This is a genomic window from Amaricoccus tamworthensis (genome assembly GCF_049800875.1).
In the GTDB taxonomy this organism is placed as follows: domain Bacteria; phylum Pseudomonadota; class Alphaproteobacteria; order Rhodobacterales; family Rhodobacteraceae; genus Amaricoccus; species Amaricoccus tamworthensis.
In genome coordinates this window covers 26,197-48,129 of the sequence record NZ_JBNAFV010000021.1, presented here as the reverse complement: position 1 = coordinate 48,129, position 21,933 = coordinate 26,197, and the positions used below count along the sequence as shown (strand labels likewise).

Annotated in this window: 23 protein-coding genes and 1 pseudogene; 11 read left to right on the top strand and 13 right to left on the bottom strand. The window is 60.3% G+C overall.

Translation table 11 applies throughout. The annotated features are described in order from the left end of the window. From ACP15P_RS21165 to ACP15P_RS21155, 3 genes and pseudogenes are all read left to right on the top strand, one after another. Entirely contained in the window at positions 1 to 933 is a 933-nt protein-coding gene (locus ACP15P_RS21165; RefSeq protein ID WP_424930459.1) for an FAD:protein FMN transferase, read from the top strand. Between the two features lie 32 nt (positions 934 to 965). Continuing rightward, a complete protein-coding gene (locus ACP15P_RS21160; protein WP_424930458.1) occupies positions 966 to 2,180 on the top strand; it encodes an IS256 family transposase in 1,215 nt (404 codons plus the stop codon). 298 nt (positions 2,181 to 2,478) lie between these two features. Continuing rightward, positions 2,479 to 2,961: pseudogene (locus tag ACP15P_RS21155) on the top strand (GlcG/HbpS family heme-binding protein). 331 nt (positions 2,962 to 3,292) lie between these two features. On the opposite strand, the gene ACP15P_RS21150 reads toward ACP15P_RS21155, so the two are convergent. The 6 genes from ACP15P_RS21150 to ACP15P_RS21125 form a co-directional block, all read right to left on the bottom strand. Beyond that, positions 3,293 to 3,994 carry an IS6 family transposase gene (locus ACP15P_RS21150; protein WP_424930457.1) on the bottom strand — a complete coding sequence of 234 codons (702 nt, stop codon included), beginning with the start codon at positions 3,992 to 3,994 and terminating at the stop codon, positions 3,293 to 3,295. A 564-nt stretch (positions 3,995 to 4,558) separates the two neighbouring features. Then, complete coding sequence (locus tag ACP15P_RS21145) at positions 4,559 to 4,897, bottom strand: DUF736 domain-containing protein (protein ID WP_424930456.1); 339 nt, start codon at positions 4,895 to 4,897, stop codon at positions 4,559 to 4,561. Positions 4,898 to 5,720: 823 nt separating this feature from the next. Beyond that, on the bottom strand, positions 5,721 to 7,577 hold the full coding sequence (locus tag ACP15P_RS21140; protein WP_424930455.1) for a ParB/RepB/Spo0J family partition protein: 1,857 nt from the start codon (positions 7,575 to 7,577) through the stop codon (positions 5,721 to 5,723). Positions 7,578 to 7,678: 101 nt separating this feature from the next. Next, positions 7,679 to 8,128: a hypothetical protein gene (locus ACP15P_RS21135; protein WP_424930454.1), complete on the bottom strand. Its 450-nt coding sequence runs from the start codon at positions 8,126 to 8,128 to the stop codon at positions 7,679 to 7,681. Positions 8,129 to 8,579: 451 nt separating this feature from the next. After that, positions 8,580 to 9,137, bottom strand: a complete 558-nt coding sequence (gene petA, locus ACP15P_RS21130) for a ubiquinol-cytochrome c reductase iron-sulfur subunit (protein WP_424930479.1) — start codon at positions 9,135 to 9,137, stop codon at positions 8,580 to 8,582. A 106-nt stretch (positions 9,138 to 9,243) separates the two neighbouring features. Beyond that, entirely contained in the window at positions 9,244 to 9,768 is a 525-nt protein-coding gene (locus ACP15P_RS21125; protein ID WP_424930453.1) for a hypothetical protein, read from the bottom strand. A gap of 27 nt (positions 9,769 to 9,795) precedes the next feature. Here ACP15P_RS21125 and ACP15P_RS21120 point away from each other — a divergent pair, with 27 nt between their 5' ends. Next, positions 9,796 to 10,410, top strand: coding sequence for a Crp/Fnr family transcriptional regulator (locus ACP15P_RS21120; protein WP_424930452.1), 615 nt, complete (start codon positions 9,796 to 9,798; stop codon positions 10,408 to 10,410). 5 nt (positions 10,411 to 10,415) lie between these two features. On the opposite strand, the gene ACP15P_RS21115 is transcribed toward ACP15P_RS21120, so the two are convergent. From ACP15P_RS21115 to ACP15P_RS21085, 7 genes are all read right to left on the bottom strand, one after another. After that, on the bottom strand, positions 10,416 to 10,865 hold the full coding sequence (locus ACP15P_RS21115) for a DUF411 domain-containing protein (RefSeq protein ID WP_424930451.1): 450 nt from the start codon (positions 10,863 to 10,865) through the stop codon (positions 10,416 to 10,418). Then, a complete protein-coding gene (locus ACP15P_RS21110; RefSeq protein WP_424930478.1) occupies positions 10,865 to 11,776 on the bottom strand; it encodes a sterol desaturase family protein in 912 nt (303 codons plus the stop codon). The genes ACP15P_RS21115 and ACP15P_RS21110 overlap by 1 nt, the downstream gene beginning before the upstream one ends. Positions 11,777 to 11,782: 6 nt before the next feature. Continuing rightward, positions 11,783 to 12,769 carry a cation diffusion facilitator family transporter gene (locus ACP15P_RS21105; protein ID WP_424930450.1) on the bottom strand — a complete coding sequence of 329 codons (987 nt, stop codon included), beginning with the start codon at positions 12,767 to 12,769 and terminating at the stop codon, positions 11,783 to 11,785. Position 12,770: 1 nt separating this feature from the next. Further along, a complete protein-coding gene (locus ACP15P_RS21100) occupies positions 12,771 to 13,433 on the bottom strand; it encodes a TVP38/TMEM64 family protein (RefSeq protein ID WP_424930449.1) in 663 nt (220 codons plus the stop codon). Between the two features lie 3 nt (positions 13,434 to 13,436). Next, the gene (locus ACP15P_RS21095) at positions 13,437 to 13,886 is read right to left on the bottom strand and encodes a DUF6010 family protein (protein ID WP_424930448.1); all 450 of its coding nucleotides are present in this window, start codon (positions 13,884 to 13,886) and stop codon (positions 13,437 to 13,439) included. 161 nt (positions 13,887 to 14,047) lie between these two features. Beyond that, positions 14,048 to 14,485 (bottom strand): ion channel, encoded by a 438-nt coding sequence (locus ACP15P_RS21090; protein WP_012187040.1) that lies wholly within the window; start codon positions 14,483 to 14,485, stop codon positions 14,048 to 14,050. An 88-nt stretch (positions 14,486 to 14,573) separates the two neighbouring features. Next, positions 14,574 to 15,047, bottom strand: a complete 474-nt coding sequence (locus ACP15P_RS21085) for a rhodanese-like domain-containing protein (RefSeq protein WP_008327269.1) — start codon at positions 15,045 to 15,047, stop codon at positions 14,574 to 14,576. Between the two features lie 188 nt (positions 15,048 to 15,235). On the opposite strand from ACP15P_RS21085, the gene ACP15P_RS21080 reads away from it, so the two are divergent. The 7 genes from ACP15P_RS21080 to ccmI all read left to right on the top strand — a co-directional run bounded on the left by ACP15P_RS21080 (position 15,236) and on the right by ccmI (position 21,924). Continuing rightward, on the top strand, positions 15,236 to 15,958 hold the full coding sequence (locus tag ACP15P_RS21080) for a response regulator (protein WP_007803380.1): 723 nt from the start codon (positions 15,236 to 15,238) through the stop codon (positions 15,956 to 15,958). Beyond that, entirely contained in the window at positions 15,958 to 17,424 is a 1,467-nt protein-coding gene (locus ACP15P_RS21075; RefSeq protein ID WP_424930447.1) for an ATP-binding protein, read from the top strand. Before ACP15P_RS21080 ends, ACP15P_RS21075 begins: the two co-directional genes overlap by 1 nt. Further along, on the top strand, positions 17,360 to 17,665 hold the full coding sequence (locus ACP15P_RS21070) for an SHOCT domain-containing protein (RefSeq protein ID WP_424930446.1): 306 nt from the start codon (positions 17,360 to 17,362) through the stop codon (positions 17,663 to 17,665). Before ACP15P_RS21075 ends, ACP15P_RS21070 begins: the two co-directional genes overlap by 65 nt. A gap of 65 nt (positions 17,666 to 17,730) precedes the next feature. Next, positions 17,731 to 19,731: a heme lyase CcmF/NrfE family subunit gene (locus ACP15P_RS21065; RefSeq protein ID WP_424930445.1), complete on the top strand. Its 2,001-nt coding sequence runs from the start codon at positions 17,731 to 17,733 to the stop codon at positions 19,729 to 19,731. Positions 19,732 to 19,739: 8 nt separating this feature from the next. Then, complete coding sequence (locus tag ACP15P_RS21060) at positions 19,740 to 20,306, top strand: DsbE family thiol:disulfide interchange protein (RefSeq protein WP_009807483.1); 567 nt, start codon at positions 19,740 to 19,742, stop codon at positions 20,304 to 20,306. Then, the gene (locus ACP15P_RS21055) at positions 20,303 to 20,776 is read left to right on the top strand and encodes a cytochrome c-type biogenesis protein (RefSeq protein WP_424930444.1); all 474 of its coding nucleotides are present in this window, start codon (positions 20,303 to 20,305) and stop codon (positions 20,774 to 20,776) included. Before ACP15P_RS21060 ends, ACP15P_RS21055 begins: the two co-directional genes overlap by 4 nt. After that, positions 20,773 to 21,924 (top strand): c-type cytochrome biogenesis protein CcmI, encoded by a 1,152-nt coding sequence (ccmI, locus tag ACP15P_RS21050; RefSeq protein ID WP_424930443.1) that lies wholly within the window; start codon positions 20,773 to 20,775, stop codon positions 21,922 to 21,924. Before ACP15P_RS21055 ends, ccmI begins: the two co-directional genes overlap by 4 nt. The last annotated feature ends 9 nt before the right edge of the window (positions 21,925 to 21,933 follow it).

The window sequence follows — 21,933 nt, the reverse complement described above, 5'->3', positions numbered from 1 at the left end:
ATGCCTACCCGTCGTCGTTTTCTCACCATCAGCGCTGCTGCCGTTGCGTTTCCCTATCAGAGTTTGGCTGCTCCTGTTTATACATGGCAGGGCATCGCTTTGGGTGCGCGCGCAACGTTACGATTGGGTCACCCTGACGCCAAAGCCATCTGCGCAAGAGTTGCGGCCGAAATTGCGCGGCTTGAGGACATTTTTAGCCTGTATCGTCCCACCAGCAGCCTTACGCAGTTGAACCGCGCGGGTCGATTGGATTTTCCGCCTTTTGAACTGCTTGAATGTCTTTCAATAGCAGGGACGGTACATCGTGCCAGTGAAGGGAGATTTGATCCAACGATCCAGCCGCTTTGGGCCTGCTACGCCGAAGCGTTGGCACAAGAAGTGCTGCCCGACAAAGATGCGCTAAGCCTTGCCCGGCTGGCGATTGGTTGGGAACGCATCCACATTGATTCATCCGCTATTGTGCTTGGTTCATATATGGAACTCACCCTCAATGGAATTGCGCAGGGCTATATCGTGGATCGTGTGGCCGAGATGCTGATGGATGAAGGCCTCACCAATGTTCTGATTGACACAGGTGAATTTCGTGCACTTGGAACTCATCCAGACGGGCGTGCCTGGCCCGTCACTTTAGCCGCAGGCGGCGAAGTACCCCTTGATGCGCGGGCACTTGCCACTTCCGCGCCTCTTGGCACAACCTTTGATGAATACGCGCGGGTCGGGCATATTCTTGACCCTCGGACAGGTCAGCCAACGCAAAACAATTGGAGAGAGGTATCCATATCTGCGGCATCAGCTGCTGTTGCGGATGCGCTTTCGACCGCAGCATGTCTGTTCGAGACCAGAAACGAAATCGATACATTCGTTGCGCAGTTTCAGGACGCCCATGTAGAAGATGCAACTGCCGAGAGTGTCAGATCTTTTGTGTATCGGTGATCTGATCCATGCTTCTGCAAAAGGAAGCAGGCATGACGATTTCCAGGGAACTTGTAGACGAACTTCTGAGGGGCTGTGAGCGGCCTGAGGATCTGCTGGGGGATACCGGGCTCATGAAAGAGCTGAAGATCCGTCTGATGGAGCGGATGCTTGGCGCTGAGCTGACGGCACATCTCGGCTATGAGGAAGGCCGCGAGGTGCCGGTTACTCAAAGCAATCGGCGTAACGGGTCAAGCAGCAAGGTGCTGAAAAGCAGGGATGGCACACTACCCATATCGGTTCCACGGGACCGGGAGGGGAGCTTTGAGCCCGAGCTGGTGAAAAAGGGCCAGACCCGGATCGATGGCATCGATGAAAAGATCATAGGGCTGTACGCGGCGGGTCTGAGCGTGCGCGACATCCGTGCCCATCTGGAGGATGTCTATGGGCTGCAGGTTTCGCCGGATCTCATCAGCCGGGTCACCGATGCTGTCCTCGATGAAGCCCGTGAATGGCAGACCCGTGCCCTCGACCGGATGTACCCGATCGTGATGTTCGATGCCCTGCGTGTGAAGATCCGGGACGCGGATAGCCGCCTGGTGAAGAACAAGGCTGTCTACGTGGCTCTGGGGGTCACCAGGGATGGAGTTCGCGAGGTTCTGGGGCTGTGGGTCGCTGAGAATGAAGGAGCAAAGTTCTGGCTCTCCGTAATGACTGAGTTGAAGAACCGGGGCGTCCAGGACATCCTGATCGCTGTCGTGGACGGGCTCAAGGGCTTTCCCCAGGCCATTACGGCGGCGTTCTCCGAAACCATGGTTCAGACCTGCATCGTCCATCTCGTGAGGCATTCCCTGCGCTTTTGCAACTGGAAGGATCGCAGAAATGTGGCGGTGGATCTGCGGGAGATTTACAGCGCGGCCACGGCCGAACAGGCGGCGGAAATACTGGACCGGTTCGAGGAGAAATGGGTCGGGAAATACCCGTCAATAGCCCCTGCATGGCGCCGGTCCTGGGACGAGGTCATCCCGTTTTTCGCGTTCGATCCGGCTATCCGCAAGATCATCTACACTACCAACGCCATAGCAAGCCTGAACCGTGTGATCCGAAAATCCATTAAAACCCGGGGCTCGTTCCCAACAGAGGAGGCAGCCACGAAACTGATTTATCTGGCCATCCGGAAATTCGAGAAAGATGGCCGGAAGGTCCGCGAATGGATTGCGGCAAGGAACCAGTTCGCCATAATGTTCGATGATCGCTTCAACGCGTGACCGTATCTGAAACCCGCATGGGCCAGGCCGGATACACAGAGATCATGACACTCCCGTACTGCGCGCCTTTGAAACTGATCAACTCTTCAATCCTGACTGAGGCTCGGGAAAATGGGAGGTCTCGCTCGACGCGCCAGGCAACGCAACTCAATTCCGAAACTTTACGACACTACCGGCCGGCTCTGGCTAGAAAGTCGGGAGCCTCGGAAGAACTACGGATACCGTTGCGAACTCTACGAATTTCCGGAAAGGCGCACTGCCTTTAGGTTCGGCTTATCAAAAATGAAGGAAAATCGAAATGATCCGCAACCTCACCCTCGCAGCCGCCCTGTTCGTTTCCGTTTCGGTAGCCGCTCAGGACCTGCCGACCGCGCCTTACCTGCCGCTCGACATGGCGCAGACCGCCGCGCAAGCAGCACTCGATGCCTGTTCCGCAGATGGTCACAATGTCAGCGTCGCTATCGTTGCGCGCAGCGGCGTGACCAACGTGATCCTACGCGCTGACAATGCCGGACCGCACACCGTGGGAAGCAGCACCGGCAAGGCCTTCGCGTCGGCCAGCCTCGGCCGCGATACAGCGGGGCTGGCCGGATTCATCGGCGAAAACCCCGCGAATGAGAGGCTGCGCGACATGGATGCCCGTCTGGTCATTTAGGGCGGCGGTCTGCCGATACGCATCGGTGGCTCCCTCGTAGGCGGAATTGGCGTCGGCGGCGCGCCATCGGGCGACATTGATGCGACCTGTGCACGCGCCGGTCTCGATGAAATCGGTGCCGAGTAAATCCAGTGCGAATGCAATGGTCGGGCCTTCGGGGCGCGAAAGTCTGTTCAACAAGCCATCATCGACATTGAACTCTCCATGAGGGGTGTTCTCAGGAATTTTGGCCTGAAGCTCGGACAGGTTGCCCGGATCAGGTATGAGGGCCGGGTGAGGGAGCTGATTTGACCAGAATGAAATCCTGTCCGCCTCGGCGTTGTTGCTTTTGCGTGCCCGGGAGCAGTTCAGGACCGAGCTGGAGGGTCTGGACGCAAAATTCGCCGGCTTGGCAAAGTATGATGACGGTGTTGTCACGTTAACTTTTCACCCACGAAGGTATCCTGATGTTCGGGTGTCAAGCTGCTCGGGTGGCGGCATTCCAAGCGTCAAATGCTTCGAGGCGGTGATATCGGATTGTTAGGGCTGAGCGACGGCGTACAGGAACACAAAAGCAATTCCGAATGGCGGAATGAGTAGCCACGAACCGCTGCAAGCCTCCTGGAGATCGATGTCCTTGCATCGTCCGTTCCCGCTTTCGGAATGGGAGATGACTGTTTTCGGCACGGTTGTTCAGCCCTTTATGCGACCAATGATCCAAGCCCGGCGCAACCTCTCGCTTGGCAGCACCATACGACCGCAGCTTGTCCGTGATGATCCGCTTGGGAATTAAACCAAGACGCTTTATCAGGCTGCGCAACAGCCGTTTTGCGGCCCGTTTGTCCCGTTTCGGTTGGAGTATTTCGTCCAGCACGACGCCATTCTGATCGACCGCGGGCCAAAGCCAATATTTGCGACCAGAGATTTTCACAACAACTTCATCGAGATGCCAGACGTCACCTGGACGGTCCTGACTTAGTCGCAAGTTTCGAGCGATGACCGGCCCGAACTTGATGACCCAACGCCGGATAGTCTCGTAAGAAACGTCGATCCCGCGCGCAAGCAGCATCTCTTCAACTTCGCGAAGGCTCAAATTGAATCGGACACACAGCCACACCGCGTGGGCAATGATCTGAGCAGGAAATCGGTGACGCTTGTAGCTGATGGAGGATGAATTCATCGATGCGACCTACGCTCAAATCCAGATATGAGCAACCGAACGAGGGTTAACGTGACAACACCCTAATATCGCTTTTATCGCGATTTCTTTCGTTAAACTGTGACTACAGCGGAAGCGGGTTATCCACAACGATTTTTTCAGCACGCAGCAAGGCGTTGCCGGATCATGGCAGAAATCTGCACGACCACAAGACCGCGCGGCTTCCATAAAAGGCACCCCAATATCTGGTGTGAAAGCACGCGATGCACGAAACTTGAACATAATGGAAATCACACGCATACCCCGCTATCACTCTATTTTCATTTCTTTTTATGCGTTCTGCACGGCTGTCAAATCGTGTCACGGCCTTGGCACGGTCCCAATCTGGCCGCTGCGGGCAAGTCGGCCCCAGGGCGCATCGCCACGGTCAAGAGCGACGCCAGCGCTCAGCCCCGCCAACACCTATGTCTTTCCCGGCTTTCGGAGTGTCCTCGGCCCCGAAACACGCCCAAAGCCGGAGAATCGGGTAATCGATTCTCCGGCGTGGCGCGAAAAGGTTGGCCGGGTCTCCGGCCAACCGCCGCCTCAGGCGGCCTCTTTCGGTCCCCAGGGGATCACGGCCTGCAGGGTCGGATCGTCCTGATGCGCGGCCTGGCCGAGATTGGCGTTGAACCCGTGGTCGCGGATGGTCAGAGTGAAGTAATCCGCGCCGGTCTCGCGGTTCTGTTTGCGCCAGATGCCGCCGCATTCGACGAGACGACCCCGCGGCGAGCGCCCCAGAACGCGATGTGTGGGCGCCATCGGGTTGTCGCTTGTCACAGGCTCGACCGAGATGTCGAGATCGAAGGTCAGTGTGGAGATCGATCCGGTCCCCTTGGCCGTGCCGATATCGGCGGCGTCGAACTTGATGCAGTTGGTGGTCATTGCGTGTCTCCTTGTCTGGTGTTGCAATGCCGGTGACCCCGCAGGCCGGCGCGGGACCGCACCGCAGGCGCAGCGCAGCGGAGAAGGGCAGGGGGCCGCTCTTTTTGCACCGCGGGGAATGCCCGGCACGGGCAGGGGAAAAAGACGGGTTCCCACCTTTGCGGTCCCGGAACGACCTGCCACCGGCCCTGGGCAGCAACACCTGCCGGAGACCGGACCGACCCGCTCAGATCGCTCCGGCGCGGAAATCGGCGCGCCAAACAGACCGCGTCTGAAATGTCGCACGCTGACCTGATCGAGAGCGCGCCGCCCCCTGTGACATGTTGGACGTCCCATTGCGCCGTCTCGACCCGGGGGCTGTGCAACGCACGTCAGACGTCATCATGCGGCAGCGCGGCAGTTCGACCCCGAACACGAACCAACCCGGCTGCGCAAGCCTCAGGGCACAGGTCAGCCGAGAATCCGGGCTGCCTGCAAATCTGGCCAGGCGCGACCCGGTCCTCTTGAGACCCGTGAGAACCCACAGTCATAAGACTGCCAAGGCACCCGACAATGCGGCGTGTCACCCGATGTCGCACAATCTGCGCGGCCGTGGCTCGGCGTCGAAGTCTGAGCGCGCGGGGCGTTGGGCTGAGGTTTGATCCAGCAGCGTCGCCGATGCGGCGACCCCCGCGCGGGCAGCGCAGGTCCGGCGGCGGGGCAGGGGGCTTGTCCTCTGTCCCGCCGCCGGACAATTTTGAGCCCCTGCCAGTCCCGCGCCCGCACCCTGACAAAAAAGACCCCGCACGCGGCGAGGCCAGTTGGTCTTCCCACGAAGGAAGGCTCAGAGGCAGTCCGGGACCCAGACCGCCAGGTTTTCTTTCTGCTCGGAGGTTAGCCCCATGAGTTTTTGCGTGACCGGATCGGTGATCTGCTTCTCCATCTTTTCGGCTTTCTCCGCCTTCTTGAGTTTGCCGAAGGCCATGATCCGTTCGTCGCGGGCATCGCAGTCGAGGAAGGCGCAGAGCAATTCCGTCAGATGGTCTGCCGACACCCGCGCGAAGAAATTCTCCGCCGTGGGGGTCCAGTGCTTGCGGATATCCGCCCTGGCCTCCGCCGCGATCTGGTCGAAGAACGCGTCCCCTCCCGCCTTATAAGGCAGGCTGCGGGCGATGGCCTCGGTAATATGCGCGTTCCGCGCCTTCTTTCCCTCCGCGCGAAACGCGTTGAAGGTCTCCGTGAGGTCCTCGACCCGCGTGCCCTCCGACCAATAGGCCGTCGCATCGATCCCGTGATCGAGACGCGGCTCACGGGCAAACCCGTCCTCCACACTCGGCACATTGCTTGGACGCTCCAGCCGCAGACCGAAGACGGTCTCGAAGCTGCCCGACGCCTCGGACACACCGAACCCCAGAAGGTCGAGGACCAATTCGGGTTTGGCCAAGAGCGCGGCCTGTACCGCCGCCAACCGGATCGCCTGCATATCGGCGGTCAGTTTCTGCGAATAGGGCGATTTCGGCGCGGGGGCCGGGCGCGCCGGGGCTGTCAGAACCCCGGCTTCGATCGCAGCGGTTTTGTCCTCGGCGCGCACCAGACCTGCGGTGACCTCGGGTCTACCCGATTGATTTACAACGACAAAGCATCCGGCCACGGCCTTCTGATCGTCGGTGTAATCCCCGTCGAGCATGGCTTGCAGCGCGGCGAGACGGGCCTCCCCTGTGGCGTCGAGCACCCCGGCCTCACACATCTCGGCCAGTGTATCGTAGTCTTCGGCCTCGTCTTCGGTCAGATCGCCCGCGACAGGATAGACCCGGGCCAGCTTGGCCTGGTCGATCTCGTAATAATTGAGCCACGGCTCGGGTTTGGTCTCGGCCCAGAGCCAGCCTGCTTCCTCGACCAATGCGGTGCGTTCGGCCTCGAGCGCGTCGGCAAAGAGATCGTCGAGCAGACCCGGATCGGCGAAATAGACCGCATCCGAGAAGAGATCGCGGGTGAGGCTGCCCCCTGCCGCTTCATAGGCCTCCTGACCGACGAAGCGCGCGCGCCGGTCGCTGCTGCTGACGGCGTCGGGGTTGAGGGCAGATTTCAACTGCGCCTCCGAGATCGGCTGGTCCTTGATCTGGTCCAGAAGCTTTTGTGTCAGGGCCGCGTCCTGCGATAGGGTGAAGGCCTTGGCCGCACCTAGGGTGATCTCGCCTGCCGCCAAGGCGTCGAGCACCGGTTGGGGCAGGGCGGCCAGCGCCAATCGCTGGTAGACGCGGGCCTCGCTCACGGCGAAGGCCAGCGTGATATCCGCCACGCTGGCCCCTTTGGCCGCCATCGCGCCGAAGGCGCGGATTTCGTCCGCCGGGGTCAGGGCTTCGCGCGCCGCGTTTTCGGCAGAAGCCCAGACGGCGGCTTCCTCCGGGTCCTCGGTGAGGCGCACGGGGACCGTGGCGGGGCTCGGTGTTTCGGCCTTGGCCGCGATCTGTTGCAGTGCCCGCAGGCGGCATCCGCCCGCGACGATCTCGACGCGCCCATCGGGTTGGCGCAGACCTGCGAGATTCTGGATCAGGCCGAAGCGGGCGATACTGGCCGCAAGCGTGTCGATATGCGCCTCGGAAACGGTTTTGCGCGGATTGAGGTCCGAAAGCGTAAGGCTGTCGAGCGGCACCTGTTCGATCACGCTGGTCTCAGTGGGGAGAGGGTCTTGCTTGGTCATGGGCAGGGTCTCCTGTGATGGGATTGGGAAGGGGGCCAGCGGCGCGTAGCGCACCGCTGGACGGTGGCGAGGGGTTGACGGAAGGGCAGGGAGGTCGGGCGCTACCACCAGCAGGAATAGATCACTGTCGATCCGGCCTGCATTTCGGCCCGCGCCCAAGCGCAGAAGGCGAGATCATGCGTGCGGTAAGCCTCGGCCTGTTCGTCTTGAAACTGATGGCCATAGAAGAACCCGCCTGCGCAGACGGGCAAGGTGCCTGCCTTGGTCGCGGTTTCCAGCCGGTCGATATCCGCCGTTTCAAGGCGCAACTCGCCGCAATTGAGGTTGGAGGCGTCCAACCCGGTGCGGGCGGTGTAGAGATGTTCCATGAATGTCTGCAGCTTGGCATGCTTGCGCCAGACGAAGGCGGGGCTGTCGCCTTCCTCTCCGGTCTCGGGCGTTTTGCGATAGGCATATTGGTCGAGGCCCATGGTCTCGCTGCTTTCCTTCGTGGTGAACGCGGCATGGGTTTTTTCATCTCTGGCCCTTTTGCCGCCTTGGGCGGGGGCCATCGCTGTCTCTGACGTTCGGAAGACCCCCGCGTCTTCCGAAGGGCAGAGCAGGGAAGGGCAGCGCCCGACCTGCGGCCGGTTGGCGGCGGGACACAGGGGGCCGGAACGGAGAAATCGGGAGGGACCCGGGGGCAAAGCCTCTGGGAGGCACCGGATTTCTCCGGTGGAGGCTGACGCGCCAGCGGCACCAGAGCCCCTGTTCCCGCCGACATCCGGATGTCAGACGGTCTAAAACATGGAAAACCCGCCAGGCGGGCCAGAGCAACGCGGCGGCGCGCCTGGCCGTTGATCCCGTGATCGCGGGTCTGCCCGCGATCTCCGTGTTCTGTTGCCCGAAGGATCGTCACCCGTCCGGGCGGAGACAGGATTGGCTCCGGGGCGTTTCCGGCCTAGAGCGTGGCCGCCGATCCCGGCGGCGGGCCCAATAGGATCGACCAGGAGACGCTCTGCGTCACCCCAGTGTCAGCACCATCTCGTTCGAGAGCGACAGGTCCGGAATATGCAGGTTTTCAGGTGCCGGACCTTTGCGAATGCGCCCGGCCGCATCGTAATGCGAGCCATGACAGGGGCAGAACCAACCCCCGAAATCCCCCGCCCCATCCCCCAGAGGGACACAGCCCAGATGGGTACAGACACCGATCATCACCAGATAAGCCTCGTGACCAGCAACGGCACGATTCTCATCGCTTGCCAGCGCATCGGCGGGCAGATTGGGGTTGCGCGCCTGGCTGTCTGGCAGGTCAGAGACCGCCTCTGCCCGAGCTTGAGCGATCTCCGCCTCTGTGCGATGGCGGATAAAGACAGGTTTTCCGCGCCATTTGACGGTCAATTGCGTTCCGGGCGCAAGATCGGCGATGTCGACGATGATTTGCGCCAAGGCGCGGACATCTGCCGAGGGGTTCATCTGGTTCACCAGTGGCCAGAGCGCAGCCCCTGTGGCCACGAGCCCCGCTCCGGCCGTTGCATAATACAGGAAATCCCTGCGTTCGATATCTTCAGACACTTCCATCATGGGGCATGTGTCCATGTCTCCCGCGCGGGAAGGTCAACACACGAGATGTAACGTTTTGTCAGCGCGCCTCACTACGGCAAAAAAAACACGTCGCTTCGGCGCATCAATGGTGTGGGGCTGCGCCTTTTGCCATCATGAGGTGATGCTCCTGGTGATGCGCCCCGATGGTCATCAGGCCAAAAAAGCCAAGTCCCTGAATCTGCGCGGCATCGCCATCGACACTGAGCGCCACCCCATCTTCGAGATCCTCTGTCACAACGTCCCAGCCGGATTCAGCCGCGAGAAAGGGCGCATGGGCGGGCACCATGGCGCGGATGGCCTCGAGAACACGGGTGGTGCCCCGAATCTCGAACCGGGCCCCTTCCGGCCGCAGGGTGCGGGTGACCACGGCCTCCTGGGTCAGAAGGTCCATATCGACCAGATGGCGGCGCAATCCGTCGATATCGACCCGCTCCCAGTCCGTCTCGGGATCGGCTTGCAGGATCGCAACGATTTCCGCCAGGGCGGCAAAGGTTGACTGCCCGGTTTCCTGGGGACCCCCCATCGTGTGGCCGTTCGCGGAATGGGCATGCTGCGCGGCCACGGGTGCGGCCATCACTATAGCAAGGAGGACGGGAATAAGACGCATGGACGGGTCCTTCAATGAGGTGGTGTCATGTTTACGCTAGCAGGGGCGGATGCATCGCAATATGATTTCAATCATATGTTGCCAAACCCCTATGATCTTATCCCGAGCTCAGCCCTGCGCCCTTTTTCCGGCGCGATTGGCGATGTGGTGTTTCATCAAGGTGACCCCACCCACGGTCTCTATGTCGTGCAAACCGGGCGCGTGCATCTCGAGCGGGTCGGCCCAAATGGCGAGCGGTTCATCATTCACCGTGCCCAAGCCGGAACAAGTTTTGCCGAAGCTTCGGTGTTTTCAGAGGTCTATCATTGCGATGCGGTCTGTGTTGAGGCCGGAGCGCTGATCCGGATCGACAAGGCTGCCGTCTTGGCCGCCTTTGCCGACCCGGCATTTGCCCGCGCCTATGGCCGTCAGGCCGCTCAACAGATACAGGCGCAGCGACAGATGCTGGAGATTGTCGGCATTCAGCGCGCAGAGGACCGGGTCATGGCGGGGTTGGTCGCGGGCCTGCTCGACGGGTCCGTCGTCGAGTTCGCCGCCCGGTTACAGCTGAGCCATGAGGCGACCTACAGGGCGCTGCGAAAGCTCGTGCAGGACGGGCGGGTCACAAACCCAGCCCGCGGGATCTATCACCTGCGCCCATAAGCCGATCAGCTGTGACTCGCGAAGACCGAGGTCACCCCGTCGGAGCCGACAAGCAAGGTATCAAAAGTGTCACCGGCCCCGGGACCGCCCATGCCGGGCGAACTCATCGGCATGCCGGGGACCGTCAACCCGCGCGCCACCGGTTGCTCTGCCAACAGCCGCGTGATGTCGGCGGCAGGCACGTGGCCCTCGATGAAATAGTCGCCTATGATCGCCGTGTGACAGCCAGCAAGTTCCGGTGCGATTTGCAGCCGGTCTTTGAACGCATAAAGCGCCTCCTGATCGACGTCCTGCGCCTCGACCGCGAACCCAGCCTGGCGAACATGTTCGACCCAGGCGGTGCAGCACCCACAGGTGGGGGATTTCAGGACTTTGATGACCGGTTCCATGTTGGCCAGTGCTGGCAGGGGAAGTGTGGCGACCGCTCCGGCCAGCAAAAATGTGCGTCTTTTCATCAAGTGTTCCTTTTCGAATTATTTGAAATCGTAGAACTGTGTGTTCGAGAGTCCAGAGGCTGTTCCTGCTCTGTCGGCGTGAGGGCGGACGTATCCAGGGCGTGCCCGCTTGCTGGCCCGCGAACGGGCTGGATCAACATCTTGTCGACCCAGAGGTCGCGCGTCGTGCGAAACTGCTCGATGCCGATCGTCATTCCCTCGTGGCCCTTCGCGGGCTGGGCAACGTAAGTACCCATGAGGCGGTCCCACCACGGCAGGTTGAAGCCGTAGTTTGAGTTGGTTTCTCGCGGATCGACCGAATGATGCACGCGGTGCATGTCGGGTGTGACGACGATCCATCTGAGCCATTGGTCGACCGGTCTCGGCAGGTTGATGTTGGCATGATTGAAGAGTGCCGTAGCGTTAAGGATGATCTCGAACAACAGAACCGCGACGGCGGGCGGACCAAGCGCTGCGACCAAGGTTAGCTTGATCGCCATCGAGATGAGGATCTCAATCGGATGAAAGCGTAATCCAGTCGTTGCGTCGAATTCGAGGTCCGAATGATGCATACGGTGCAGCCGCCATAAAACTGGAACGGCATGGAACATGACATGCTGCAGGTAAATGGCGAAATCGAGAAGCAGCATGGAGAGGATCACAACCAGCCAAAAAGGAACCTCGATAGTGTTGAACAGGCCCCAGCCCCGCTCCTCGGCCATGACCGCCAGACCAACGGCCAGGATTGGGAAAGACAACCGGAGGATCGCCGTATCGATCACGACAAGAGCCAAGTTGTTCGACCAACGGATGACACGCGGAATGTCACGCCGCCGACGCGGGGCGGCGACTTCCCAAAGCGTCATGGCGGCCAGCACACTCAAAAACGCCGTCAGACGAATCTCCGGCTCTGCGGCTAGTATTATGTCCATCACAGTCTACGGCTCCCCTCTGTGAGAGCTTAGGGGCGGATGCGCATCTCGCACATCAGTCTTTTCTTGCGCGGTCGCGGCACCCGCTATCTGGACTATATCAAGATCCCGCGCGTGGCGCTCGTCGAGACACTCGGTTTCGAGCTGCAGCGTGACCATGTGAAACCCATGCTGTTCCGTCAGCCGCCGATAGGCCCTGTTCAGCAAGTCCGCGGCCTCGGCGGGTGACTGATGGCGGATATGGGCGGAAAAGGCATGTTTGCCGCTGGTCAGCGTCCAGGCATGCACGTGGTGAACGTCCAGAACCCCGTCCTGGCCGTTCAGGTCCGCCGTCACAGCATCGAGATCCGTTCCCTCGGGCGTGCCTTCCATGAGAATGTGGACCGCTTCCCTAATTACGCCCACAGAGGCCCAGAGGAGAACCACCCCGAACGCCATGCCGAGGATCGGGTCAATTGCCAGAAAGCCGGTGAACTCGATCACAAGGGCGGTGACGATGATCAGCAGGCTGCCGACAAAGGTCTGGATGATGTGCCAGAGCGCGCCACGGGCATTCAGATCGTCTTTGCTCGATTGCCACATCAGCCCTAGCGAGATCACCTCGGTGACCAGGCCTCCGAAGGCGACCCAGAGCATCGGACCTGTGGCGAGGTGGATCGGATTCTCGAGCCGCATCGCGCCCATCCAGATCACCAGAAGCGCCATTCCGAGAAGAAAGCCGCCATTCACCAGCGCCCCGATGATCTCGGCGCGGTACCAGCCGAAACTTCGCGCCGGATCAGCGGGACGGCGGGCGATGCGCTGCGCGATGATGGCAACAAGAACGCCGCCAACTGCTGACAGGGTGTGAAACGCATCCGACAGGACGGCAATCGAGCCGGTCCAGAGCCCCACGGCCAGTTCAATCACGAAATAGACCCCGGTGAGCCAGGCAGAAATCACAAGGGCCTTGCCGGAACTCGGCATGTGCCCGGCGTGAGAATGACTGGCCATATCAGCTCTCCTCCCGTTGTGTACCGGTCTTTCGCGTCGCGGCGAAGAGAACCGACAGGCCGGTAAAGCCACCGAGCGCAAGCGCGGTCCATGTGGCGGTGCGGGCATCTCCGTTCATCGCCTGGCTGCCCACGTGAGCGAGCAAAAAACTCGCTGGGATAATCCCGGCCATCGTGGCCAGCGCGAACCTCCAAAGATGCAGCTTGCTCAGACCTGCGGCGTAACTGATCATATCGAAGGACAGGAACGGCAGCAGGCGACTGCCGAAGACCAAGAAGGTCAGAGTGTTCTGCGATCCGAACAGGCCCGCGTTAATATTCTGACCGAGATGACGCTCAACGAAGGGACGACCGAGACCGCGGGCCAGACCAAAGGCGGCAAGCGCACCGAGTTCCGCACCAAGAACGACGAAGAGCGTCCCGAACGTGTGTCCATAAGCCGCTCCGGCGGCGAGTGCGATTGGCGCCGAGGGCAGGGGGCTTGCGACAATAGCGATTGTCATGAGCGCCACGATGACAATTGGTCCGGCAAGACCTGCCGCCTCGATCCAGCGGTCAATTTCCGCGCGATCCGGCAGGCGAATGTCAACGCCAAGGACGTCCGGGAAGGCCAATGCGACGACTCCCATCAGGAACACCGCCATAAGAAGGATGCGCATCATCATGGATCAAAACACGGCATAGAGCAGAACGAAGAACGTCGCTGCCAAAAGGTCAAAGGCCACGCAGAATGGAATATACCAGTTCGGAATCCGGGCGAGACGATAAGAATTGTGGTGTGACATGTCCCAAAGGGCGTGAAGGGCCAAGCCCAAGGGGAGGAAGGCCCAATGCCATATCAGCCCCAGGAACGCTGCTGAGCCGAACAAAAGGGCGACCGCGAGCTCTGCCCAGAACACGCGCGCTCTGCCGTCCGCAGCGCCAAAGCCGATATAGGCACCGCCAATCAAAGCAAGCGTGATCGAAGCAAGAGCTATCGAGCTTTGCTCATCCAAAAAAAGGTGAGCCGGCAATGTGAGAACGACAAGCGACACGCCAGCCCATACGGGAGATTTCAAGATATTCCCGTGTCGATGGTGCAATGCATAATCGCCTGTCTTTTCGAAAATCTGTGCCATGGCTTGGTACCTAGCGATTCCAGCAACTGGAAGGTCAAGGGCTATTCATCCACGCGCGTAACGCAGCGCTCACTCAACCGTTCCACGGTGAGGTCAAAGGACCGATATCAGGACGTATTTGACGCTGACGCCCGGCTCATGTCCGACGCGCGTGGCGATTTTCAGTCATCTTTCGCCTTCTGCCAGACTTGCTGGCAGGCTGAGTAAAGAAACGTCGCTGACCAGGTCAGCAACATGAAGCCCAAAAGCGATTGCAGCATCAACAATAGTCGAAAGGGCCCGACCACCTCTATGGACGAATAGCCAAGGGTCGAGAACGAGATGCCCGTAACATAGAGAACATCCTGAAACATCGGCGGGCTGTTGCTGAACGATTGCGGCAGAACGCTTGCCACCACCATCGTGTTGAACACGGCGAGCGTCACAAGTTCCAATACGTGCAGCAACAGCAACGCGGAAAACGTCAGGATGATCCGAAAGCCGGAGCCATCCGACCGCTGCGGGGAAAACTTCAGAATGCCCGACAACGCATAATGATGGACAATTCCCATCACGATCGCCGCGCATATTCCGACAAACATAGCCATCAACTCGGTCATACACCCAAACCCGTCTTCCTGTTCAAACAGGTCAATTTGACCATACATCAGGCTTTTAGCACAACGGGACCAATTGATTCTTCACTGGTCAGGCCAACGCGGGGGGCAACCCGTTCAGGGCGACATCCACCGGAACGGTCGGCAAGTTCGATGCGATCCAGCCAGGCCCTTCGCCTGATCCCAACATCCCTTCCGAGATATCGGCGTAGCCCGAATAACCAGCTTGTCTCAACGCTCGAAGCAGCGATGCGGAGCGTCCGCCAGTGGCGCAGATCAGTCCAACAGTGCGATCACCGCTCAGTTCCTTGGCCCTGAACAATCGGTCCGGAAAACCGGACGCGTGCATGCTTATCGGCCATACACCAGCACCTACGCCGGTTTCTTGCCACTCTTTGTGCGTTCTGACATCGATGATCCGCGCCGTATCCGATAGAAGCGCGTCAAAGGCATTCTCTGCCGACCAGACAGATCGGCTCTGCGCCAACAGCGGTGACGCCGCGACGGTCAGCACCGTCATATGAGCACCCAGAACGAAACGGCGCCGGTTCAAATCAAGAGCCATATTCGAAAACCTCATCCTTTGATCGGTTGCGACCCCAAAGGTCACATAACATACGCGCGACGCTACCCGGGAGCACGACACGGTACAGACACAGATTTGTATCCATCTGTAGCAAGGGACTGACCTGATACAAACGGCTACAATTCTGCCCATGAAACAGAATGCAACGATGATCTAGGAAGGACGCCATGGGACCGCCACCTCATATCCTTATCGTGGACGACCACGCTCAGATACGCGAAAGCGTCGCGCGCTTCCTGGAGAAGAACGGAATGCGCACGACCGTCGCCAGGGATGCCGTGGAGATGGATGCCAAGCTGGCCACCGGTCACTTCGACCTCCTCGTGCTCGATGTCATGATGCCGGGCGAGGACGGTTTGTCGGTTTGCCGCAGACTTGCGCCAGAGGGTGATCTTCCGATCATCATGCTGACGGCGCTTGGTGAGGAAACGGATCGGATCGTGGGTCTGGAAATCGGTGCGGACGATTATCTCGCCAAGCCGTTCAATCCACGAGAACTGCTCGCCCGCATCAAGTCGGTTCTTCGGAGAAGCAACCGCGACGAACCTGTGGCCGGAAGCCTCGCTGGGAGGAAAGTCTCTTTTGCGCACTGGATACTGGATACCGACCGGCAGGTGCTGATTGACGAGTCCACCACCGAGACCCCATTGACGACCTCCGAGTTCAAATTGCTGGCGGTCCTGCTGGAACGCGCGAGGATGGTGCTCAGCCGTGACCAGTTGCTTGACCTGACCGCTGGGCGGACGGCAGGCCCGATGGATCGAACCATCGACAATCAGATCAGCCGTCTCCGCCGCAAAATCGAGCCGGATGTACTTAGGCCCAGTGTCATCAAAACGGTGCGGAACGGCGGATACTGTCTGGCTGCCGATGTCGAGGATGCGCCGTGATGCGCCGTGCGATGAGGTCTCTGAGCGGCCAGTTGATCCTGCTTGTGGTCGCGGCACTTGTCGTGGCCCAGGCGATCAGCCTGTTCCTGTTCGCTGACGAGCGCACCCTTGCGATTCGTGCCGCATTGGGGTTCGAGGCCGCCGGTCGCGCAGCAAATGTCGCGCGGTTGATCGAGGAGGCCCCGCCGGAGTTGCAGGACTCGATCCTGCGCGCGGCGAATTCGCCATTGATCCGGTTTGATCTGTCGGACGTTCCGAGCGTGGAACACACCGGTCATTCGGATGGCGGCATCGTGGAAGGACGCATACGCGCGCTTCTGGGCGATAGCTACAGCCGGGATATTCGCGTTGAACTGCACGAGGTCGAGGGCGCGTTGCGGCCCCTTCCCAATCTCTCGGACGAGATGACGGAAATGCATCTCGCGATGATGAGCGGAGAGTTGACGGCGGTTGAGATGAACCTGTCGATCGCCATCAAGGGAGCGCGTTGGCTGAATGTCGGAACGCGGTTCGAGCGTCCGCCAATCCAATGGCCTTTCTATTCGATGCTGACCTTTGGAATTTCCGCCGGACTGCTCCTGGTGGCGATCTTCTGGTTTGTCATGACGCGCCTGACGCGTCCTTTGCGGCACCTCTCCAGGGCCGCGGACCATCTTGGCCGGGGCGAGGATGTGGGTGAATTGACCGTCGCGGGGCCGACCGAGGTCAAGGATCTGACCGTCGCCTTCAACCGCATGCAACGACGGCTGACCCGGTTTGTCAGCGATCGGACACGGATGCTCGCAGCGCTTGGTCACGATTTGCGCTCGCCGTTGACTGCTATGCGTGTCCGCGCGGAGCTGGTTGACGAAGAAGAGACGCGGGACAGCCTCATCGCATCGGTCGAAGAGATGCAGAGCATGGTCGAAGCGACGCTCACCTTTGCACGGGGCCTTACCGGATCCGAAGGTGCCGAAGTGGTCGATCTGCGCAATTTTCTGGACAGCTTGTGCAGCGATATGGCGGCACACTGCACCTTTGCCCCGAGTGATGATGTTGCCGTGCGGCTTCGACCCAACGCGTTCCGAAGGGCGCTGAGGAACCTGCTTGAGAACGCCGTTCGCTACGGTGGTGCCGCAAAAGTCAGCTGGGCGACCCACGGTTCGAACCTCGTACTCAACATCGATGACAATGGGCCCGGCATTCCCGCCGACCAGTTGGAAAAGGTCTTCGATCCCTTCTATCGCCTCGAGCAATCGAGATCTCTGGAAACGGGCGGTTATGGGCTTGGGCTCTCGATCGCGAGGACAATCGTCCAATCCCATGGCGGCGATATCCAGCTGGTCAACCATAACAGCGCGGGTTTGCGCGCTGTTGTCACCATCCCACTGGATGAAAGCGAACTGATCGAAGGAGAAACAGATGAAACTGAAAACGCTCATTCCAACGTTGCTGGCCAGCTTGCCCGCCAGCATGGCGCGAGCTGATGGTCCAGGCTCCTGGACAGGTCACATGTGGGGCGGAGGCTATGGCTTTATGGGCGGCTTCATGATGCTCGCCTTCTGGGGCGTCGTGATCGCATTGATCGTGTTTCTGGTGCTCAGGCTGCGGGACAATGGCACCCGTCCCCCGGACTCGGACGCGCAGGAAGCGCTCCGGCGCCGCTTTGCGAATGGGGAAATCGACGAAGAAGAGTTCCGTCGCCGCAAAGCAACGCTCGACGAATAGACCCCGCCGCGGACGCCAAAGCCGTCCGACGCGACGCCCACCGACACTGGATAGGAAAGAACGCCATGGTCCCGGAAATTGGTCACTTCGCACTGGCCCTAGCGCTTGCGCTTGCGCTTGTTCAAAGCGTTCTGCCGATTGCAGGTGCGTCGCGTGGAAACGCCGTCTGGATGAAATCCGCCCAAGCGACGGCAATAGGACAAGTGCTGTTTGTGGCCATAGCCTTCGCAGCGCTGATGCAGGCCTTCATCGTCAGCGACTTCACCGTCAGGAACGTCGTCGAGAATTCCCATTCGCTCAAGCCGATGCTCTACAAGGTGGCCGGGACCTGGGGCAGCCATGAGGGTTCGCTGCTGCTCTGGATTCTGATCCTCGCGGTGTTCGGCGCGGGCGTCGCCTGGTTCGGATCGAACATCCCCGCCGAGACCAAGGCGCGCACCTTGTCGGTGCAGGCGTGGATCAGTGTCGGCTTCCTGTCCTTCCTGCTGCTGACGTCGAACCCCTTCGAGCGGGTGTTTCCGCCGCCGCTCGACGGCAATGACCTGAACCCGTTGCTTCAGGACATGGGTCTCGCCATGCACCCGCCGCTCTTGTATTTCGGGTATGTCGGCTTCTCCATCGTGTTTTCCTTCGCCGTTGCGGCTCTTATAGAGGGTCGCGTCGATCCGGCCTGGGCCAGATGGGTCCGGCCATGGACATTGGCCGCCTGGATCAGCCTGACGGCGGGTATCGCCCTCGGGTCTTGGTGGGCCTATTATGAACTGGGCTGGGGCGGCTGGTGGTTCTGGGATCCGGTCGAGAATGTAAGCTTCATGCCTTGGCTTCTGGGCACAGCGCTGTTGCATTCGGCCATCGTCACGGAAAAGCGCGATGCGTTCAAAAGCTGGACCATCCTGCTTGCCATCCTGACTTTCTCGCTTTCACTTCTCGGGACGTTCATCGTCCGGTCAGGCCTGCTTACATCCGTACACGCGTTCGCCGTCGATCCAGAGCGCGGAGTTTACATTCTGGGTTTACTCGCGGTGTCCATCGGTGGGTCGCTGGCGCTCTACGCCTGGCGGGCGCCCGAAATGGAGCCGGGTGGTTTGTTTCGCCCGATCAGCCGCGAAGCCGGGCTGCTCGTGAACAACCTCATTCTGGCCGCCGCTACGGGAACCGTTCTGCTCGGGACGCTTTATCCACTGATCCTGGAGGCTGTCACCGGGGACAAGATCTCGGTCGGTCCACCTTTCTTCAACGCGGCCTTCATTCCGATGATGCTGGCACTGGTCGTGTTCATGGGTCTTGGTCCATTCCTGTCGTGGAAGCGGGCTGATATCGCCGGTTTGCTCGATCGCATCCAATTCGTGGCCGTGCTGGCGGTCATTGCAGCCTTGGCCGCATGGTATCTTCTGAACGGTGGGCCGATCATGGCCTATCTTGCCATCCTCGGCGCAGCGTGGCTGCTTTTTGCGACCCTGCGGGAATGGGCGCTACGCATCCGTCTGTTCGAGGTTTCCCTTGCAGAGAGCGCGAGACGCGTGCGCAACCTGCCACGCGCCTCTCACGGTATGACGCTTGCCCATGCCGGCGTCGCTGTGTTGATGATGGGGATGATCGGCTCGACCGGATGGAAGAGTGAGGAGATCGTCTTTGCCGCCCCCGGGACCGAAGTCACGATCGCCGGGTTCGACATCACCTTCGAAGGGGCCGCAAAGGTTCAAGGGCCGAACTACATCGCGGATCGCGGCACCCTTGTGGTGCGTCGGGATGGCGAATTGGTCACGACACTTTTCCCGGAACGGCGGTATTACCCGGTCGCGGAAAGCCAGACGACGGAGTCGGCCATCCGCTCCACATTGGCGGGTGATCTCTATACGTCGATTGCAACGCCAGCCTCCGATCAAGTGAACAACGCCGGAGCATGGACCCTTCGGATCCTCTATGAACCGCTCGTCAACCTGATCTGGATCGGCTCGATCCTGCTGGTGATCGGTGGCTGTTTGTCCTTGTCGGATCGCCGTTTGAGGGTCGGGGCGCCGCGCCGTGCCAAACAGCCAGCCACCGATGCCGTTCCTGCCGAGTAGGAGAGAAGATGAAACGTCTCATTGCCGGGCTGCCGTTTATTGCGGCGGTCATATTCGGTGGGTTTTTTCTCTGGGGGCTCAATCCCGACCGGGATCCCAACGAGATCCCTTCCGTCCTGATCTCGCAACCGGCCCCGGCGTTCGACCTCGATCCCGTGCCGGGGTTGGAGACACCCGGCCTGGCCCGAAGCGATCTTGTCGGCAACGAACGACCGGTCGTGGTCAATGTCTTTGCGTCCTGGTGCGTGCCCTGCCGCGCGGAACATGCCGTGTTGACAAGATTTGTCGAACGAGACGGCATGCGGTTGTTCGGAATAAACTACAAAGACAAACCTGAGGATGCCGTGAAGTGGCTCAATGACCTCGGCAATCCCTACGAGCGGATCGGGTCCGACCTGTCGGGCCGGACCGGGATCGAATGGGGCCTGTCGGGCGTGCCGGAAACCTTCATCGTCGATAGCGATGGCACCGTTTTGTTTCGCTATGTCGGGCCGGTCGTGGGTCCGGACGCCGTCGAACGGTTCACGCAAGCCCTGAAGCAGGCAGGCGCACTGCCAAATGGAGCAGGTTCATGAGACAGTTGATTTTCGCGTTTTGCATCGGGCTCCTTCCCTTTGCCGCCAATGCGGTGGAACCGGACGAAATGCTGACCGACCCGGTATTGGAACAGCGTGCGCGGGAGATTTCCAAGGATCTACGATGCGTCGTCTGTCAGAACCAGGACATCGACAGTTCGAACGCGGGTGTGGCGCGGGACTTGCGTCTGCTCGTACGCGAGCGCCTGGTCGTTGGAGACAGCGACGCGGAGGTGATCGAATACATACGGGCGCGGTACGGGGATTACGTGCTGCTGAAACCGCCTCTGGAGCCTGCGACCTACGCGCTTTGGTTCGCTCCGATCGCTTTCGTTCTGATCGGGGTTTTCGTTGGTGGCGGGCTACTGATGAGTCGGCGAAAGCAAGAGGCATTTGAAGACTTGGGCTCGGAGGATGAGAACACCGTGTCCGAAATTCTCAGGAAAAACGAAGCGGGGGATGCGTCATGATCTGGGGTATTTTCGTTCTTTTGACGCTGGTCGCAATCGGAATTGTCCTCTACCCGCTGCTGCTGTCCAAATCGAACACTCTCACCAGAGGGGATGCGGTACCGGCGATCCTCGCCGATCAGATGCGGGAAATCCAACGAGACTTGGACCGCGGTTTGATTTCTGAACAGGAAGCTCAAGCAGCCAGACTCGAGATCAAGAAACGGATCCTCGCGACGACCCGCAATTCGGAAGAAAAAGTCGGATCATCCCGTAATGGTGGCAGAGTCACTCTCGTTGTCGCGGCGGTCCTCGCGCCGGTTATTGCCGCGGGCTACTATCTGACGATGGGATCGCCGGAGGTTCCTTCAATGGCCTTCGCTGCCCGTGCAGAGGAGCGGGCACAGACTGATGAAGTGACGGCGCTGGCAATACAACTTCGCGAAAGGCTTGTATCCGATCCGACCGGCGGCCCTAGCGAAGGGTGGATGCTGTTGGGCCAGACCTATCAGCGCATGGGCAGAGCAGCCGATGCCGTCGAAGCCTTCGAAGTCGTTGCCGAACGGGAGGATGCCACCTCCGCGACATTCTCCATGCTGGCAGAGGCTGTCGCGGTTGCCAATGACGGCGTTGTTATTCCACGGGCGAAATTGGCCATTGATCGCGCTTTGGACCTTGACCCATCCAATCCTGCGGCAACCTACTTCGAGTCTCTGTATTACCTTCAGCAAGAAGAGACGCGTAAGGCCTACGATCTGCTTGTTTCACGACTGAATCAGGAAGAGGCTTACGTTCCCTGGATGGAGACCTATGCAGCGCAGATCAACCGGATTGCAGCGGCAGCTGACCTTCCGGTCGTCAATCTACCCAGCGGGCCGACGTCGCAACCAGGCCCGAGTGCCGCAGATGTCGCGGCGGCGTCGGAGATGAATGACGCGGATCGCGCGGAGTTCATCCGATCGATGGTCTCGCGGCTGGCCGAGCGTCTTGAGGATGAACCGGACGATCTGGATGGTTGGATGCGGCTGGCAAATGCCTATACCGTCCTTCAGGAGCCCGATCGCGCCGTTGAGGCCTACCGCAAGGCTGACGCGCTGTTGGAGCAGCAGCCCGCCAGTGATCCTCGGCGTGCGGCGGTCCGTGCCGCGCTTGAGCGGCTCGGCGGCTGACTACTGCTC

What these genes read in the sequence shown, in the direction of transcription:
- ACP15P_RS21090 (WP_012187040.1), bottom strand. Translation starts at nt 14,485, where the DNA reads ATGACCGAGTTGATGGCTATGTTTGTCGGAATATGCGCGGCGATCGTG.
- ACP15P_RS21075 (WP_424930447.1), top strand. Translation starts at nt 15,958, where the DNA reads ATGCGCCGTGCGATGAGGTCTCTGAGCGGCCAGTTGATCCTGCTTGTG.
- ACP15P_RS21095 (WP_424930448.1), bottom strand. Translation starts at nt 13,886, where the DNA reads ATGGCACAGATTTTCGAAAAGACAGGCGATTATGCATTGCACCATCGA.
- ACP15P_RS21070 (WP_424930446.1), top strand. Translation starts at nt 17,360, where the DNA reads ATGAAACTGAAAACGCTCATTCCAACGTTGCTGGCCAGCTTGCCCGCC.
- petA (WP_424930479.1), bottom strand. Translation starts at nt 9,137, where the DNA reads ATGGAAGTGTCTGAAGATATCGAACGCAGGGATTTCCTGTATTATGCA.
- ACP15P_RS21055 (WP_424930444.1), top strand. Translation starts at nt 20,303, where the DNA reads ATGAGACAGTTGATTTTCGCGTTTTGCATCGGGCTCCTTCCCTTTGCC.
- ACP15P_RS21065 (WP_424930445.1), top strand. Translation starts at nt 17,731, where the DNA reads ATGGTCCCGGAAATTGGTCACTTCGCACTGGCCCTAGCGCTTGCGCTT.
- ACP15P_RS21110 (WP_424930478.1), bottom strand. Translation starts at nt 11,776, where the DNA reads ATGGACATAATACTAGCCGCAGAGCCGGAGATTCGTCTGACGGCGTTT.
- ccmI (WP_424930443.1), top strand. Translation starts at nt 20,773, where the DNA reads ATGATCTGGGGTATTTTCGTTCTTTTGACGCTGGTCGCAATCGGAATT.
- ACP15P_RS21085 (WP_008327269.1), bottom strand. Translation starts at nt 15,047, where the DNA reads ATGGCTCTTGATTTGAACCGGCGCCGTTTCGTTCTGGGTGCTCATATG.
- ACP15P_RS21105 (WP_424930450.1), bottom strand. Translation starts at nt 12,769, where the DNA reads ATGGCCAGTCATTCTCACGCCGGGCACATGCCGAGTTCCGGCAAGGCC.
- ACP15P_RS21120 (WP_424930452.1), top strand. Translation starts at nt 9,796, where the DNA reads ATGTTTACGCTAGCAGGGGCGGATGCATCGCAATATGATTTCAATCAT.
- ACP15P_RS21165 (WP_424930459.1), top strand. Translation starts at nt 1, where the DNA reads ATGCCTACCCGTCGTCGTTTTCTCACCATCAGCGCTGCTGCCGTTGCG.
- ACP15P_RS21135 (WP_424930454.1), bottom strand. Translation starts at nt 8,128, where the DNA reads ATGGCCCCCGCCCAAGGCGGCAAAAGGGCCAGAGATGAAAAAACCCAT.
- ACP15P_RS21100 (WP_424930449.1), bottom strand. Translation starts at nt 13,433, where the DNA reads ATGATGATGCGCATCCTTCTTATGGCGGTGTTCCTGATGGGAGTCGTC.
- ACP15P_RS21125 (WP_424930453.1), bottom strand. Translation starts at nt 9,768, where the DNA reads ATGCGTCTTATTCCCGTCCTCCTTGCTATAGTGATGGCCGCACCCGTG.
- ACP15P_RS21145 (WP_424930456.1), bottom strand. Translation starts at nt 4,897, where the DNA reads ATGACCACCAACTGCATCAAGTTCGACGCCGCCGATATCGGCACGGCC.
- ACP15P_RS21150 (WP_424930457.1), bottom strand. Translation starts at nt 3,994, where the DNA reads ATGAATTCATCCTCCATCAGCTACAAGCGTCACCGATTTCCTGCTCAG.
- ACP15P_RS21140 (WP_424930455.1), bottom strand. Translation starts at nt 7,577, where the DNA reads ATGACCAAGCAAGACCCTCTCCCCACTGAGACCAGCGTGATCGAACAG.
- ACP15P_RS21060 (WP_009807483.1), top strand. Translation starts at nt 19,740, where the DNA reads ATGAAACGTCTCATTGCCGGGCTGCCGTTTATTGCGGCGGTCATATTC.
- ACP15P_RS21160 (WP_424930458.1), top strand. Translation starts at nt 966, where the DNA reads ATGACGATTTCCAGGGAACTTGTAGACGAACTTCTGAGGGGCTGTGAG.
- ACP15P_RS21115 (WP_424930451.1), bottom strand. Translation starts at nt 10,865, where the DNA reads ATGAAAAGACGCACATTTTTGCTGGCCGGAGCGGTCGCCACACTTCCC.
- ACP15P_RS21080 (WP_007803380.1), top strand. Translation starts at nt 15,236, where the DNA reads ATGGGACCGCCACCTCATATCCTTATCGTGGACGACCACGCTCAGATA.